Source organism: Paenibacillus sp. JCM 18996, assembly GCF_055392555.1.
On sequence record NZ_AP043884.1, the window covers coordinates 3,574,134 to 3,590,204 of the forward strand.

The window sequence follows — 16,071 nt, forward strand, 5'->3', positions numbered from 1 at the left end:
AGGGACGCCGGAAAAGCGTGATTTCACCAACTTCCGGAGGGAAGCGCAGCATAAAGGTCCAGATACCTGCAGCAGCAGACTGGATTCCGGCGAAATGCGCTTCCCTGCAGCCCTCCCCAATTTCCTCAAGCTTGTGAAGCTTTCTTTATCTCCAGCCGCTGAATCTCATATGTATGATAACCCTCTTCCATCTGCGCTGCGATTTTCACCAATTTCTCCACGTCGCGAAAAGAGTACAATCGGTTTCCTCCCTCGGTTCTTTCAGGAAAAAGCAGCTTCCTTTCCTCGTAATAGCGGATTTGACGGACGGACAACCCGCTCAGCTTGCTGACAGTTCCGATAGAGATTACTTTCTTTTCTGCCCAAGCCATGATTTCTCATCTCCTATACGCATGATCTCTCTATTAATGTTATGTTATATTACATATCTACTATTTGACAAGGGGTTTTAATCCTGATTTTATTAATATTTCATTTTGTTTGTTAGATTTTATAACATAAATTATAGACTGGCTCCATGTTCTTTGATATTCTTACATTAGGTGAAAATTGGAAATTTACAATGAATTCTATAGATTTCTCTTATTTTTAAATTTCACCTTGTCGACTAAAATTGAAAAAAAGCTTCAGAAACGAGTGACCAAGCGGGAGTTACAAAAAGGGGTGAGTGATTATGTCAATCGAAACGGAGCTCAAAGTGAATTTGAAGCAAGCACCGGCCGCACAGCGAAGTAAAAGACTATTCAACCGCAATGATTTGACAGGGTTTCTGTTTTGTTCTCCTTTGATTATCGGTGTGCTCACCTTCGCGATCTACCCTATGCTGGCAGCGTTGATTCTAAGTTTTCAGCAAACAGCCGGTACGGCTCTGGTCGGGAAATGGGTCGGTTTCGGCAATTACGCCTATGCCTTAAAAGACTCGGTTTTTTGGAAATCTCTCTACAACACCTTTTATATGGGATTCTTGTCGGTAGTTATGGGTATCGCCGCTTCGTTTATACTCGCCAGTTTGATTAACAGCGTAAAGTGGACCAAAGGGAAAAACATTTTCAAAGGAATTTACTTTTTACCGAATGTCATATCGGCGGTTGCCACGACTCTGCTGTTTTCCTTCCTGTTTGCCCCAACCAAAGAAGGCCTGCTCAACTTCGTATTGGGAGTGTTCCATATCAGCCCCATAGGCTGGTTCACCGACCCGAAATATGCAAGATTCAGTATTGTTTTAATGAGCATGTGGGGGGCCCTCGGCTATAACACAATTATCTTTATCGCAGGGCTGCAGAGTGTTCCCAGGGATCTGTATGAAGCCGCGGAGGTGGACGGGGCAAGCGGCCTGAAGAAGTGGAGATACATTACCATCCCGTACCTGCGGCCCATCTTTGTATTCATGATTATTATGGGAACCATTCACGCGATGAAGCGGTTTACGGATGTGTGGTTAATTGGCGGTACAGCGGGGAACCCCGGCGGAACCTTGATGACCTCTGTGCTCTATATTTACCGAAACGCTTTTCTTGCGTCCCAGATGGGCTTGGCTACAGCTGCTTCGTACCTGCTGTTTATTGTCATTTTAATTCTGACCGTGCTTTTGCTTGGATTGAACAAGAAGAAAGACAGTTTCGATTGAGGGGGAAGAACAATGGCTCAAGGAAACGTGATCGTACCTGGCAATGAACTTCAGCACAGTTCAAGAAAACGAAGAGAGAGGGCGGTACAGTGGTTTATTATCATTATGCTTAGCCTGGGCTCTCTGATCATGATCGTTCCCCTCATTTGGATGCTCTCCACCAGTTTTGATTGGGGGGCCAGACTGAACATTACGTTCCCACCCAAATTTTGGCCTGAAGAACCTTCTGTGAAGACATATAAAGCCGCGTTTACGAACGTTCCGATGATGAAATACATCCTGAATTCGGCGTTAATCAGTGCCGGTGTCATTCTGGTCAGCTGCTGTTCAGCCCTTCTTTCCGGATATGCGCTCTCGAAAATCAAATTCAAAGGTTCGAATTTTGTGCTGGTGCTGGCTCTGAGCACAATGATGATTCCTTTTGAAATGACGATGATCCCGCAGTATTTGCTGTTCACCAAAATGGGGTTGATCGATTCTTATTGGGCCTTTTACCTGCCGGCGGTGAACTATGCATTCGGGACTTTCCTGTCAAAAGCGTTTATCGACCAACTCCCTTCCAGTCTGAGGGAGGCCGCCATTATGGACGGGGCGAGAGAATTCACCGTGTTCTCAAGGATCTATTTTCCGCTCTGCACACCAATTGTGGCCACCATGGTAATCCTGCTCTTCCTGGGGGTCTGGAACGATTTGCTCTGGCCTTTGCTGGTCTTGAAAAACTCTGCGAAATACACGATCCAGCTCGGACTGGCTATGTTTACCTACAATAACGGGGTCAACCATCTGCCGTCTATCATTATGGCAGCCACCACAGTGAGTCTGGTGCCGGTGATCGCCGTCTATCTCTCTCTCCAAAAATACATAATCGAGAGCATTGCCCTTACAGGGATCAAACAATGATGATTTCGGAATCCGCCCGGGAGGTGACTAAGACAGGCTGCCGGATAAATAAAGCAGGAAATTGAACATTCAATCAGAATGAGAGGGGAAGTTCTTCTATGAAAAAGTGGGCACGCGCTGGGATGGCAATACCGTTGGCATTATCTCTTTTAACTCTTGGAGCCTGCTCCTCCTCGGAACCGGCTTCAGGCTCGAACAGCAAAGACAGCGGCGATGGGCTTTCGGGGACTGTGAGGGTGGCACTCGCGGGTTGGACGCTGGAGAACGGGATCGACCCTCTGACAGGTGCGGAAACCGTTGGATTGAACCAATTTTTAAAAGACACCTTCTATAAGAAATACCCGAAAATCAAATTGGAAATTTATCAGATCCCGTGGGAAAACGCAAAAGCCAAACAGTATGCTATGATGATGTCCAAGGAAGTGGACGTGCTGTACACCGGGGGAGCCTATGCGGCCCAATGGTATCAGCAGGGATTGCTCAAAGAGATCGACGATCTCATCAAATCGGACCCGGAATTTAAATCGGACATTTATCTTGATGGGGTTTGGAACAAATCGTACAGCACCAAATCGCTTGACGGAACTAAACAATTCGGTATTCCGGCCGTGCTTGGCAGACGGGAAACCATTTTTGACAAGAAGCTGTTTGACGATTGGGGAGTAGCGCCGCTGGGCAGCAAACCGACTCCGGAGGAAGTTTTGGAAAATGCGTTGAAAATAAACGGCAAAAACCCGAAAACCGGAGAACAGAATTACGGCATATACTGGAGCGGAAACTCTCTCAATGGTTCCACTATCGTCGCTTTAGCGTTAGCCTATAATGCAAAAGGCGCAGAAGGAAGCCTGGCAGATATGAAGAATATCAAATGGAAGCTGAATTCCCCCGAAATGGTCAAAGTGCTGGAATGGATCAAGAAAGCGGCTCCGCTGGCTCCTCCGGGATTCGTAAATGCGCAGGGTGCGGAAAACTTCGGTTTGGACAAAAACAATATCGCTATCGGACTGGATCAAACCGGAGGTTCCACGATGAGCCAGTTCCGTACGAAGAAGGATAAGAATCTGCTTGACCGATTTGAAGTGAGAATGAACATGGGCCCTAAAGGCGAGGGCTGGGTTGCGGTTGACCCCATGATCATGTCCAAGGATGCGAAGAACGTAAAGGCTTCCTGGGAAGTAATGAAGTTCCTTGCCAGCTATGAAACACAGAAGCATAATTACCAGTATTTCGCTTATACGCCGACACTGAAGAATCCCGATTTTCTTTTGCCGGAGGATAAGTATGTGAAGACCGCGCTGGAAATCGCAAATGTCGGCCACTCGGAGCTGCTGGATGAAGCCAATCCGTTCTTCCTGAGCGATATCGTGCCTGCGATCAACGGATTCGCCAGTAAAGCGGCAACCGGAGCAGCGCCTGACATCAAAGGATTCCTGGACGATCTGCAGTCCCGTGCGGAAAAATGGTCCGCAAGCCAGAAATAAGTAAGCCAGGGGTGGGGCTGTCCCCGCCCCTATCACATGTGAAACTTGGAGGAATCAAAACTATGCTCAAAGGAATCAACCAATGGTGTTTTCCGGCAGGCACTCCATTGGAAACCATTTTTGAAACCTGCAAACGAGCCGGTTACGACGCCGTTGAACTGAATTTGTACGCGCCAGGCGGTGTAGGCCTGACAATGGATACCACATCGGCTGAAGCGGAACACATCGGCGCTTTGGCTGATCAGTATGGTCTGCAGCTTCGCAGCCTGTCCACTGAATTATTGGGCAAATATCCGCTGACATCTGAAGATGAATCCGTCCGCGAGCAGGCGAGACAATCGATCCAAAAGCAGCTGGAACTCGCAAGTATGCTTGGCATAGACACGATCCTGGTCGTCCCTGGCAGAGTGAACGATCGAATTTCGTATGATACCTGCTATAAGCGCAGCCAGGAAGAGCTGAACAAATTGCTGCCCTGCGCGGAAAAGTATAAGGTAAAAATGGGGATTGAGAACGTTTGGAATAAATTCCTGCTGTCACCGCTCGAAATGGCACGTTATATCGATGAATTCGATTCCCCTTGTGTATGCGCTTACTATGACGTGGGCAATGTTCTGCTCTTCGGCTATCCTGAACAGTGGATCCGTATTCTGGGACATCGCATCCAGAGGGTCCATGTAAAAGATTTTAAACCGGCTGTAGGCAACTATAATGGCTTTGTGCCGCTGCTCGCGGGAGATGTCAACTGGACAGAAGTGAGGCTCGCTTTACAGGAAATCGGCTATAACGATGTGCTGACCGCAGAGATTGATCCGTACGCAAGCTATCCAGAGCAGTTAATATTCGATACGGCAAGACATATAGACGTCATCATCGGCGGGGAACCGAAATAACCAAAACGGAGGAGCAGGACAAATGATACGTATGGCAATAGTCGGCGTGGGCGGAATAGCAGCGGAGCATTTAAAATATTTCAATGAAAACCAGCAGTCAAAGCTTGTGGCTGTTTGCGATATAGTGCAGGCTAACGCGGATAGAATCGCCAATCAGTACGGTGTAACCCCATATACGGATTTTGACATAATGCTGGAAATGGAACAGTTGGATGCCCTTGTGGTGTGCGTGCCTCCTTTTGCCCGCCAGGAAATCGAAGAAAAGGCGGTTAGCCGTGGAATACATCTTCTTGTGGAAAAGCCTCTAGGCCTGGAGATGGAAATGGTGAGAAAAAAGGCACGGTTGATTTCAAGCTCCAATATTATTGCCGCAACAGGATACTGCCTGCGCTATCTGGACACAGTTGCCAAAGCCAAAGAATACTTACAGGGTAAAGAGGTGGCCATGGTGCGCGCCCATCGCTTCGGAGGCTTCGTAGAAACGCCGTGGTGGAGGGATATGGCTAAATCTGGCGGGCAGCTTGTGGAACAGACCACTCATAATCTGGATTTAATGAGATACTTGGCAGGCGACATCAAGAAGGTGTCGGCTGATATGGCTCTGAGAGTGATGGATGATATTCCCGGAATCAACATTCCGGATGTCTGCTCGGTCAATGTAGTCTTTGAGTCGGGCGCGATCGGGCACCTCGATACTTCTTTTGTCGAACAGCCTGACGGACGTTCCAGCCTTGAAGTCATCGGACGCGGGTTCCGCTTGACTCTGGATGGGACTACGCTTACTATTGCGGAAAAACAGCAGACGACCACTTACAAGAGCCAGGTTAACTTTTACAAAGAGCAGGACGATGCATTTATCCAAGCCATCGTCACCGGAGACCACAGTTTCATCCTTGCCCCTTATGAGGAAGCGCTGAAAACTTTGGAAGTCACGCTGGCCGCAAACGATTCCGCCAAGTGGGGACGGCCGGTTACTATTTCGCAGGAGATGGCAGTATAAAAACAAGGAGATGCTCCCGTTTTATTGCGGCAGGGCATCTCTGCTGTTGTTGACAAAGGGAGGGACTAAAACGATGAAAATCGGATTAAGCACGTACAGTTTGTCAAGGGTGATTAAAGCGGGTGAAATGGATATTTTTGCGGCGATTCAATGGATTGCGGATAACGGGGGACAGCATGTCGAAATTTCTCCTTTCGGATTCTCTTTTGAGGATGACCCTGATCTTGCCGATGCCGTACGTGACAAGGCGGGCGAAGCAGGTCTGGAGCTTTCCAGTTACAACATTTCCGCCAATTTTATTAAAGACAACCAGGCGGGGTACGAGAAAGAAATTGAGCGTGTCAAACAGCATGTGGATATCGCAAGCCGGCTGGGAGTTAAGCGGATGCGCCACGATGTGGCATTCCGCCCCAAGAATGAGTGCTCGATCGCACGCTTTGAGTCGGATCTGGAACTGCTTGTGCACGCCTGCAGAACGATTGCCGATTATGCGGCGCAGTACGGCATTACGACGAGTGTGGAAAACCACGGGTTCTTTGTCCAGGCCAGCGATAGAGTGCAGAGATTGATTGAGGCGGTAGGGCGGGCCAATTATAAAACCACTATGGACATCGGAAATTTCATGTGCGTGGATGAAGATCCGGTCGCTGCCGTGAAAAAGAATCTGCCTTACGCTTCCATGATCCATTTGAAAGATTTTTACCTTCGCCCGTCCTATAACAACCCCGGAGAAGGCTGGTTCCAGACAACTAGCGGCAATTATTTAAGGGGTGCCATCGTCGGGCAGGGAGATATCGACATCAGGGGAATTGTGCGGGTGATCAAGCAGTCCGGTTATGACGGCTATATCTCCATTGAGTTCGAAGGCATGGAGGACTGCAGATCAGGCTCGAGAATTGGAATGGAAAACGCCAAACGGCTTTGGTCGGAAGTATGATCCGCAAAAAGGGAGGAGAAATGGACCAGTGAAATTCGGAGTTTGCACCAGTATCGAACAGGCTCATATCGTTCATGAAGCCGGCTTTGATTTTGTCGAGTGTACGGTGGTTTCTCTAAAGCCGGAACAAAGCGACGCCGAGTTTCAGGAAACGTTGGACAGGTTCCTGGACAGCCCGGTGCCTGTGGAAGCGTTCAACATTTTACTGCCCAGGGAACTGAAGATCGTCGGCCCGTCCGTGGACACCGACCGCATTAGGCGCTATCTGGAGAAAGCGTTGGAAAGGGTAAAAACAATCGACGGAGAAACCATAGTGTTCGGAAGCGGCGGCGCGCGCAGTTTGCCGGACGGTTTTTCGAGAGGACACGCGGAGGAGCAGATCGTCAAATTTCTTCACTTGATAGCGGACTACGCTGATCCGCTGGGCATTACCATTGTAATAGAACCATTAAACACTACCGAATCCAACATCATTAACAGTGTTCCGGAAGCGATCGATTTTGCCAATAAAGTGAATCGGAAATCGATCCATGCGCTGGCTGATTTTTATCACATGCATAAAGAAGGAGAACCGCTTGAAAATATCGTAATATATAAGGACCGGATCAAGCATATCCATGTCTCGGACAGCCGCTATGCTCCCGGAATGGGCGACTACCCTTACGATACTTTGGTCGATTGCATACAGAGGGCCGGGTATGACGGACGTATTTCGATCGAATGCTTATGGAACGATTTCAGAAAAGAAACCGCGGACGCCAGACATTTTTTGGACCGGAAATTTAAAACGTTTACATCGGCCGAGGATTAGTTGTCCTCGCGAGCACCTGGAGGTGAAAGCAGCAGAAAACTGGTCTCCCGGGACATCTTCCTTTACAATAAAAGAAGATATCCATACCAGGTTGAAGAGAGGGAGTCCTATGATACGATTTGCCGTTATCGGCACCAACTGGATCACAGAGCGTTTCATTAAAGCGGCCCGACTGACGGAGGAATTCGCTTTGACCGCCGTTTATTCACGAACGGAGGAGCGGGCAAAGGAATTTGCCGAGAAGTATAATGTCACACACATTTTCACAGATTTGGAAGTATTTGCATGTAGTCCTGAGTTTGACGCCGTGTATATCGCCAGCCCCAATTCCTTCCATGTTCAGCATGCGATCCTCTGCATGGACTATGGGAAGCATGTTTTGTGTGAGAAGCCGATAGCCTCCAATGCATATGAACTGAATAGCATGATCAGCGCGGCCCAAAGGAACAACGTGCTGCTGATGGAGGCTTTAAAGTCGACGCTTCTTCCTAATTTTGGGGCCATTCAAGACAACTTACATAAAATTGGACAGATACGCCGCTATTTTGCTAGCTACTGCCAATATTCCTCGCGCTATGACGCCTATAAACAAGGCACGGTGCTTAACGCTTTTAATCCGGCGTTTTCCAACGGGTCTTTGATGGACCTCGGCATTTACTGCATATATCCGATGGCCGTGCTATTCGGGAAGCCTGAGCGGATCAAGGCGGAGGGCGTGATGCTGGGTTCCGGAGCGGACGGGGAAGGGAGCCTCGTTGTGAAGTACAAGGAGATGGATGGGGTCATCATGTATTCCAAAATCACCGATTCGCAGCTTCCTTCCGAAATCCAGGGGGAGAATGGCACGATGGTCATCAACAAAATCAGCGAGCCCGATAAGGTGGAAATCCGTTACAGGGACGGCGCGATAGAAGATATCTCCCAAGCCCAGATCGGCGATGCGATGTATTATGAGGTTAAAGAATTTATAGGTTTGCTGAAAAATGGAAAGCTGGAGTCACGTGTCAACTCTTTCGCTAACTCCATGGCTGTTATGGAAATAATGGACGAAGCCAGGCGGCAAATGGGACTTGTATTCCCGGCCGATTCAGCAAGCGGGAGGGAGTAAACCGATGATCAAATGGGACGGGCATACCCACACGCAGTTTTGTCCTCATGGCAATGGGGAAGAACTTAGGCTTTATCTGGACAGGGCAGTGGAGCTCGGATTCGACCGGTACACGGTGAGCGAGCACCCTCCTTTGCCTGAAGGCTGGCTTGAAGACGAGAAGCTTTTTAAGGAAATCGCGATGGAGCCTTGGGAACTTCCGGCTTATTTTGATCACGTGCTCAAAGCCAAGGAGGATTATCAAGGGAAGCTTGAAGTGACGGTCGGCCTGGAGCTGGATTTTCTGCCGGGCCAGGAATCGTTTTCGCTCAAGCTGATTGAGCCTTGGTCGCATCTGCTGGACGATTTGGTGGTGTCGGTGCACTATTTGCCTGGTACGGGGGGCATGCGATGCATCGATTATACGACGGCAGATTTCCGAAAAGGCTTGATTGAGCACTATGGTTCGATGGAGCGGGTAGTCGAAGAGTACTACCGGCACGTGGAGCTGGCCATCGAATTTGCGGCCGGACTGCCGGGACGCAAACGTATCGGACACATCAATCTGATCGAGAAGTTTGCGAAGGAACTGCCTCCTGTCGATCCGTCCTCGATCGAGCATCATTTGAAGCGGCTGCTTCCGAAGCTTGTTCAATCGGGTGTAGGCGTCGACGTCAATACGGCGGGGCTCCGGGTATCCACCTGCGGCAAGCCGTACGTGCCGGCCTGGTTCATCGGCAAATGTATAGAAGAGGGCGTCCCGTGCGTATTCGGCTCCGATGCCCATCGTCCCAGTCATGTGGGACAGGATTGGGAATGGTTTGAGCGGACTGTAAAGGCGAATGCCGTTTAGTGTCGAGTCAGCAAGTCGTTACAGTACACTACAATATAAGGGGAGATAACGATGTCCAAATTAAAAATCGGCGTGATCGGAGCAGGTTCCATTTCGGAGGTTCATTTTAACGCTTATCAAAAAAATCAGGATGTCGAGCTCTATGCCGTCTGTGATTTGAATGAGCAGCGGGCGAAGGATAAGGCCGAACAGTATGGCGCTTCCAAGGTATACACGGATTATAGCCAATTGCTCGCCGACAAGGACATCGATGCGGTCAGTATCTGCACCTGGAACAACACCCACGCCAAGATCAGCATCGACGCCCTGCAGGCTGGGAAGCACGTGCTTGTTGAAAAGCCGCTGTGCAAAACAGTGGAAGAAGCTTTGCAAGTGGAGAAGGCGGTACAGGAGAGCGGGAAGCTGCTGCAGGTCGGTTTTGTCCGCCGGTACGCCTCCAATACGCAAATTCTAAAGCAGTTTATCGATGCCGGGGAGTTGGGCGAAATCTACTACGCCAAAGCGTCCTGCTTGCGTCGGTTAGGCAATCCGGGAGGATGGTTTTCGGATAAGGAAAGATCCGGCGGCGGCCCTCTCATCGACCTAGGCGTCCACGTCATCGATATATGCTGGTACCTGATGGGCAAGCCGAAGGTCAAATCGATCAGCGCCAACGTGTACAACAGATTAGGCAACCGCTCCAATGTCAAGAATCTTTCTTTCTACAAAGCGGCGGATTACGATGCGAGCAAGAACACGGTTGAAGATATGGCGAATGCCTTAATCCGGTTTGATAACGGCGCTTCTTTGGCTGTGGACGTCAGCTTTACCCTCCATGCCAAGAAGGATGAACTGGCGGTAAAATTGTACGGGGACAAAGGCGGGGCGGAATTGGAGCCGGAATTGGCCATTGTCGGCGAGAAATACGACACCGTGCTGAATCTGACGCCGCAGGTGGATCACCTGTCGTTCGATTTTGCGTATGCCTTCCAGAACGAAATCAACCACTACGTGGACAGCATCCTCGGCCGCAAAAAGACGCTGAGTCCGGTGCAGGACGGCGTGGAAATGATGAAAATTTTATGCGGCATCTATGAATCCGGGGAAAAAGGCATTGAAATTCATTTCTGACAAGCACAAAAGGGCTCTGCTGAGGCGGGTCCTTTTTTGCAAGCTGATTTGAAGAGTTATACATTAATTGGTTTTTCTGGTAGAAGCGCTTACAAAAACAGCCTGACATTGAAGGAGGAGAACATGAATCCGATTAAAGCGGCATTAATTGGGATAGGCGGATTTGGGAAGGCCCATACTGAAATCATCTCCCGTTTAACTCGGGAGGGCGTATTGTCGTGCCCAGCATTTTGCGAACCCAATGCGGATAAATCGCCAGAGCAGAAGGAGCAATTGGAAGCGATCGGAGCTCGGCATTATGCCGATTATCGAGAAATGCTGAAGCATCCCGGCCTGGATTTTGTCGTCATTGCCACGCCGATCCCCTTACATAAACAAATGTGCATCGATGCCCTGGAAACCGGAATTCCCGTACTGCTCGAGAAGCCCCCGGCTGTGGCCATTGAGGACCTGGATGCAATGATCGAGGTGCAGCGGCGGACAGGCCGACTGGCGGCGGTGCAGTTCCAGAATACCTCGGGAAAAGCGTTCCGGCTCATGCTGCAGCAATTACGGGAAGGTCTGATCGGCGAATTGAAAACGGTCACAGCTGTCGGCATGTGGAAAAGAACGCAGCAGTACTACGACCGGACTTACTGGGCAGGCGCCATTGTATATAACGGGGAATACGTGCTGGACGGCACGCTTTGCAACCCTTTTGCCCATTTGGTGCATAACGCATTGCTGGCTGCAGGCGCCGGCCATGCCGCACAAGCCGAGCCGAAATGGGTTCAGGCGGAGCTGTACAAAGGGCATGATATTGAGTCGGAGGACACCGCCTGTGTAAGAGTAATGACCAAAAACGACGTACTGGTCCATATATACACCACTTTATGCAATGCCGCGAACGAAACTCCTTATATCAAAGTGGAAGGTACCGCCGGACAGCTGCACTGGACATACGAGAATAAGCTGACCTACACCGATGAGCAGGGGAAAACTGAGAATTACTCGTTTGGAGACGAAAGTTTGCTCCGCAACATGTACATCAATATGATTCAAAATACACGGGGGGAGGAGGACGAATTATTTTGTTCGCTTGCCGAAAGCCGCAGCTTTCTGTTGACGGCCAACGGCGCATTTACTTCGACAGGCCGTATCCACCCGATACCTAAAGAGGCTCTGGATATCCGACCTGAGGAGGATACGATTGCCACCACCATACCAGGCATTCGAGAACTGTTCTCTGAGGCTTCCGAGAGAGGCAAGCTCTTTTCTGAGCTCTCCATTCCGTGGAGCGTACCCGGTGCCAAAGTCGAGATGTCCGGTTACAGGAAGCTTCGGTTGCCAATGTCAGATGTTCTGCCCGAATCGTAAGGGTAGCCGAGCCCCTCATCAGCACGCAAGATCCATGAAAATGTACAGCCCTTGACCAAGAGGATACGAGAATGTCCGGATCATCGCACTGCGTCGTGCGTGAGCATTGGCCATCGGGTTATTGAAAATATACCGTCCGCATATATAACCCAGACATGAGGGAGATTCCTTTTTAAAAGCGAGAGAACGTTTAGTTAGAGCTTGACCGGTGCATAGTATCAGAATTTGTACAAATTTATACACGGCAAAGCATAAAAAACACACCAGCTTGAACAAATGTTTCAACGCCTTTGATAACGGGTAATAACCAAAGGTTTCTATTAGGAATTGATAGGAGGGCTATTATTGAAAGCGCTTAATTTATTGCTTGTGTCGGTTGTTATTTCTTTCTCTGTCGCAACACCTGCTCTGTCAGCTGTGCCAGGTATCGATCCGTCGGCAGAAGGAGCTTCAAAAGGCATTGTAGCTGTGTCCCATCCCTTGGCTGCCCAAGCAGGGCGAATGATTCTGGAACGAGGAGGGAATGCGGTCGACGCCGCTGCTGCCATCCAAATGGCTCTGAATGTCGTGGAACCGATGATGTCAGGCATCGGCGGTGGCGGTTTTATGATGATCTATAAGAAGGACACCAATGAAATCTCGATCATCGACAGCCGCGAAGTTGCTCCCGAGCATGTCACCCCCCAGCTGTTTCTGGATGCGAAAGGAGAGCCGGTTCCTTTTGAAGAGCGCCACACGAACGGCAAAGCGGTAGGGGTGCCAGGAACGTTAAAAGGAGTCGAGACGGCGCTGGCGAAATACGGGACTAAGACGCTTTCCCAGGTCATCGACCCGGCTATCGGCTATGCCGAACAAGGCGTCCCGGTCAATTGGGCTACCGCCAAATACATACAAAGCAATAAAGCGAAGCTGGAAAAATTCGGGACGGCAGCCAGCGTTTTCGTACCCAACGGTTCACCTCTAAAGGAAGGAGATTTGCTTGTACAGCGGGATCTGGCCAAAACGTTAAAGCTGATTAAGGAGAAAGGCTCCAATGTGTTGTACAACGGCGAAGTGGGCGAAGCCCTGGTTGCCGAAGTCAACAAGAGCGGCGGTTCCATGACGATGGATGATGTCAGAAAATATACGGCAAAGCAGCGGGAGCCCGTAAGAGGCACCTATCGCGGTTTTGAAGTGGCTTCCATGTCTCCGCCAAGCTCTGGCGGTCTCACCGTTCTGCAAATCCTAAAGCTGATGGAGGGCTACGATGTCCAAAAGATGGGGGTCAATTCGGCCGATTATTTGCATCATTTGATCGAGTCCATGCATTTGGCCTACGCAGACCGTGCTGCATATATGGCGGATGAGGATTTTTATCCCGTGCCAAAACAAGGACTGCTGGACGACCAATACATCAGCAAGAGAAGAGAGCTGATTGATCCGACCCGGGCAACCGCTTCGATTAAAGCGGGCGACCCTTGGAAATATGAAAACAAAACAGCGGCGCCAAAACCAAAGGTCCAAGAGGAGAAACCGATTGGCCAAACGACGCATTTCTCCGTTATGGATCAATGGGGCAATATGGTGTCTTATACGACCACGATTGAAATGGAGTTCGGTTCCGGTATTATGGTGCCCGGCTACGGATTCATGCTGAACAACGAGATGACCGATTTCGATGCGGTGCCCGGCGGAGTGAATCAGGTGGAACCGGGCAAGCGGCCCCGGAGCAGTATGTCGCCTACACTGGTTTTGAAGGACGGGAAACCGTTCATGGCCGTCGGATCACCCGGCGGGCCGACCATCATCGCTTCCGTTGCGCAGACGATCATGAATGTGATCGACCACAAGCTTCCGATTCAACAGGCGATTGTCACTCCGCGTATTTATTCAAGCTCTTATCCGAATGTCGATTGGGAACCTGGGATCGATCAGGATGTCGTACTCGCGCTGCTGGGCAAAGGGCATCGAATGGCGGAAAAACCGGATAATATCGGGAACGTCCAGGCGGTTATTTTCGATGCCGATAGCGGCAGGATGTACGGGGGAGCGGACAACACGCGGGAAGGCACAGTGCTTGGCGTTGATGGCGTAACCTTTACGGCGAACAGGCCGAGCCCGGCACAGCCGCAGGAGCAAGCCACGTTCACACTGAAGATTAACGGGCTCGCCTACCCTTACACCGCCTCCCAGGTGATGATCAAGGATGGCAGCAGTTATATCGCCGCGGATAAACTGATCCTTGGCCTCGGAAACGACGAAATCAAGCTGAAAGTAAACAAGCTTGAAATTAATGGCACTCTTTATCTGCCTGTGAGAGCAACCGCCGAATCGTTGGGTTACAACGTATCCTGGGATAATGATAGCCGCACAGTGCTTTTACAGAAGGAAACGGATAAAGGGTCAGACGAGGTGGAAAAAGCCTATAAGGAAGATAAGTATAAAATTACGAGATAGAAGCAAGTGTGTAATTGATAAGGTCTGTATATGACGGATTGCCACGTCTAGCGGATTCCCTAAACAAAAACCCGACCTCCTCTATTTTAGAGAAGATCGGGTTTTTGTTCGACATTCTTAATCCTTTTGGAAGCTTCAATATGAAAATAAAAAAGCAGCTCGGATTTCACCGTTGCTGCCTAATGCGTTAATTTCCATTCTGTAGTGCTCAGTTCCTTCACGTTAAGCTGGATAATAAGAAACTCCAAGTCGCAATGGCGCCTGGAGAAGAAGCCCTTGAACAAATGGAAGAAAAGGCTGGTGCTATTACATTCGTTCAGGGGGAAGAAATTTAATAATCCTTTGAAAGTTCACCCAAAAGGAAGCTTGCAAAAATTCTTACGCGGGATTGTCCCCTTTCGTTAGACAGTGAAAAAGAAGTCCATAGTAGTATGGATTAACTTTTGTCTACCGGAGGGGGTTTTCATATTTGACTTTTAAGGTTCCTAAGACGCATCTTTCTGCATAAGTTATACCATGGGGATGGTCTAAATGAAAAACAAACATATAATATGAATGCGTTTTCACTAAATGAAGGAGTGATCCGGTGAAAAGGAAAACTTTATTGTTCCGGCCAGGCTTCCTGGCAAAGGTAATGATCCTCTGTCTGACTTTGCTCCAAATCCCTGTCATCCTTCATACACATGATTCCCTCACAAATCATTCTTATGCTGCCTCAGCTGACCGTCCAATATATAAATCCACTTATCTTTGGAAGACGAAAGAACTGCTGGACAACCGGGTGAGCACATTTCAATTTCTTGAGCAAAACGGTGTTAATCTTCTGTTTTTGCAAATTGATCCGAGTGTTTCCAAGGCCGGTTACCGCTCTTTTATCCGGGAGGCCGCAGGCCGGGGCATTGAGGTTCATGCTTTAGGCGGAGCTGCCAACTGGGTACTTCCGGACCAGCAAATTAACCTGTACAAATTTATCGAGTGGGTACGGGTTTACAACGACAGCGCGCCGGTCCAGTCCAGGTTTAAGGGAATCCATCTCGATGTAGAGCCTTACGTCACAAAAGAGTGGGCAAATGATCCCGACAAGATGATAGGATTATGGAGAGATACGATTAGCGGCTTTGTGGAAGAAATGAAAATGGATACGCCTGGTTTGACCGCCGGAGCGGATATGCCGTCTTGGCTGGAAAACTTGTATGTCTACGACGAACTGGGAGTCCGCACCACCTTATCCAATTGGATGATCCGCACTCTGGACCAAACGACACTGATGGCTTATCGCGACAATGCAGCCGATATCATAAACAGTGTATCCGTTGAAATGAATGAAGCAGAGAAGAGCGGCAAGCCCCTTATTGTTGCGGTGGAAACTTTGCCAAGCAGCGAAGGTCCCATTACCTTTTACAATAAAGGAAGAGCTGCAATGATGAAGGAACTGGGCATAGTAAACGATACCTTAAAAAGCCGGGCCCCCTATACAGGATATGCGGTTCATGATTTTGCCGGATGGTCCGGTTTAAAGGAGTAAAAATGAACAAACCATTATAAATTTGATCTGCTCCAGGGCAGATCTTTTTGCATGT

Annotated in this window: 14 protein-coding genes; 13 read left to right on the top strand and 1 reads right to left on the bottom strand. The window is 49.3% G+C overall.

The features are described from left to right. Positions 1-125 precede the first annotated feature (125 nt). Entirely contained in the window at positions 126-371 is a 246-nt protein-coding gene (locus ACZ5N7_RS17560) for a MerR family transcriptional regulator (RefSeq protein WP_464655911.1), read from the bottom strand. 302 nt (positions 372-673) lie between these two features. Between ACZ5N7_RS17560 and ACZ5N7_RS17565 the strand changes: the two genes are divergently transcribed. The 13 genes from ACZ5N7_RS17565 (at position 674) to ACZ5N7_RS17625 (ending at position 16,016) form a co-directional block, all read left to right on the top strand. Further along, positions 674-1,627 (top strand): carbohydrate ABC transporter permease, encoded by a 954-nt coding sequence (locus ACZ5N7_RS17565; protein ID WP_464655912.1) that lies wholly within the window; start codon positions 674-676, stop codon positions 1,625-1,627. A 12-nt stretch (positions 1,628-1,639) separates the two neighbouring features. After that, positions 1,640-2,527, top strand: coding sequence for a carbohydrate ABC transporter permease (locus tag ACZ5N7_RS17570; protein WP_464655913.1), 888 nt, complete (start codon positions 1,640-1,642; stop codon positions 2,525-2,527). Between the two features lie 98 nt (positions 2,528-2,625). Next, positions 2,626-4,008, top strand: a complete 1,383-nt coding sequence (locus tag ACZ5N7_RS17575; RefSeq protein ID WP_464655914.1) for an ABC transporter substrate-binding protein — start codon at positions 2,626-2,628, stop codon at positions 4,006-4,008. Between the two features lie 62 nt (positions 4,009-4,070). Next, positions 4,071-4,901 (top strand): sugar phosphate isomerase/epimerase family protein, encoded by an 831-nt coding sequence (locus ACZ5N7_RS17580; RefSeq protein ID WP_464655915.1) that lies wholly within the window; start codon positions 4,071-4,073, stop codon positions 4,899-4,901. Between the two features lie 22 nt (positions 4,902-4,923). Beyond that, entirely contained in the window at positions 4,924-5,901 is a 978-nt protein-coding gene (locus ACZ5N7_RS17585) for a Gfo/Idh/MocA family protein (protein ID WP_464655916.1), read from the top strand. A gap of 73 nt (positions 5,902-5,974) precedes the next feature. Continuing rightward, positions 5,975-6,838 (top strand): sugar phosphate isomerase/epimerase family protein, encoded by an 864-nt coding sequence (locus ACZ5N7_RS17590; RefSeq protein WP_464655917.1) that lies wholly within the window; start codon positions 5,975-5,977, stop codon positions 6,836-6,838. Between the two features lie 28 nt (positions 6,839-6,866). Further along, a complete protein-coding gene (locus tag ACZ5N7_RS17595; protein WP_464655918.1) occupies positions 6,867-7,649 on the top strand; it encodes a sugar phosphate isomerase/epimerase family protein in 783 nt (260 codons plus the stop codon). A 109-nt stretch (positions 7,650-7,758) separates the two neighbouring features. Further along, on the top strand, positions 7,759-8,757 hold the full coding sequence (locus tag ACZ5N7_RS17600) for a Gfo/Idh/MocA family protein (protein ID WP_464655919.1): 999 nt from the start codon (positions 7,759-7,761) through the stop codon (positions 8,755-8,757). Between the two features lie 4 nt (positions 8,758-8,761). Then, positions 8,762-9,589, top strand: coding sequence for a histidinol-phosphatase HisJ (gene hisJ, locus ACZ5N7_RS17605; RefSeq protein ID WP_464655920.1), 828 nt, complete (start codon positions 8,762-8,764; stop codon positions 9,587-9,589). A gap of 51 nt (positions 9,590-9,640) precedes the next feature. Further along, on the top strand, positions 9,641-10,699 hold the full coding sequence (locus ACZ5N7_RS17610; protein ID WP_464655921.1) for a Gfo/Idh/MocA family protein: 1,059 nt from the start codon (positions 9,641-9,643) through the stop codon (positions 10,697-10,699). A gap of 123 nt (positions 10,700-10,822) precedes the next feature. Then, entirely contained in the window at positions 10,823-12,055 is a 1,233-nt protein-coding gene (locus ACZ5N7_RS17615; protein WP_464655922.1) for a Gfo/Idh/MocA family protein, read from the top strand. Between the two features lie 345 nt (positions 12,056-12,400). Next, a complete protein-coding gene (gene ggt / locus ACZ5N7_RS17620) occupies positions 12,401-14,491 on the top strand; it encodes a gamma-glutamyltransferase (protein ID WP_464655923.1) in 2,091 nt (696 codons plus the stop codon). 586 nt (positions 14,492-15,077) lie between these two features. After that, a complete protein-coding gene (locus ACZ5N7_RS17625) occupies positions 15,078-16,016 on the top strand; it encodes a hypothetical protein (protein ID WP_464655924.1) in 939 nt (312 codons plus the stop codon). The last annotated feature ends 55 nt before the right edge of the window (positions 16,017-16,071 follow it).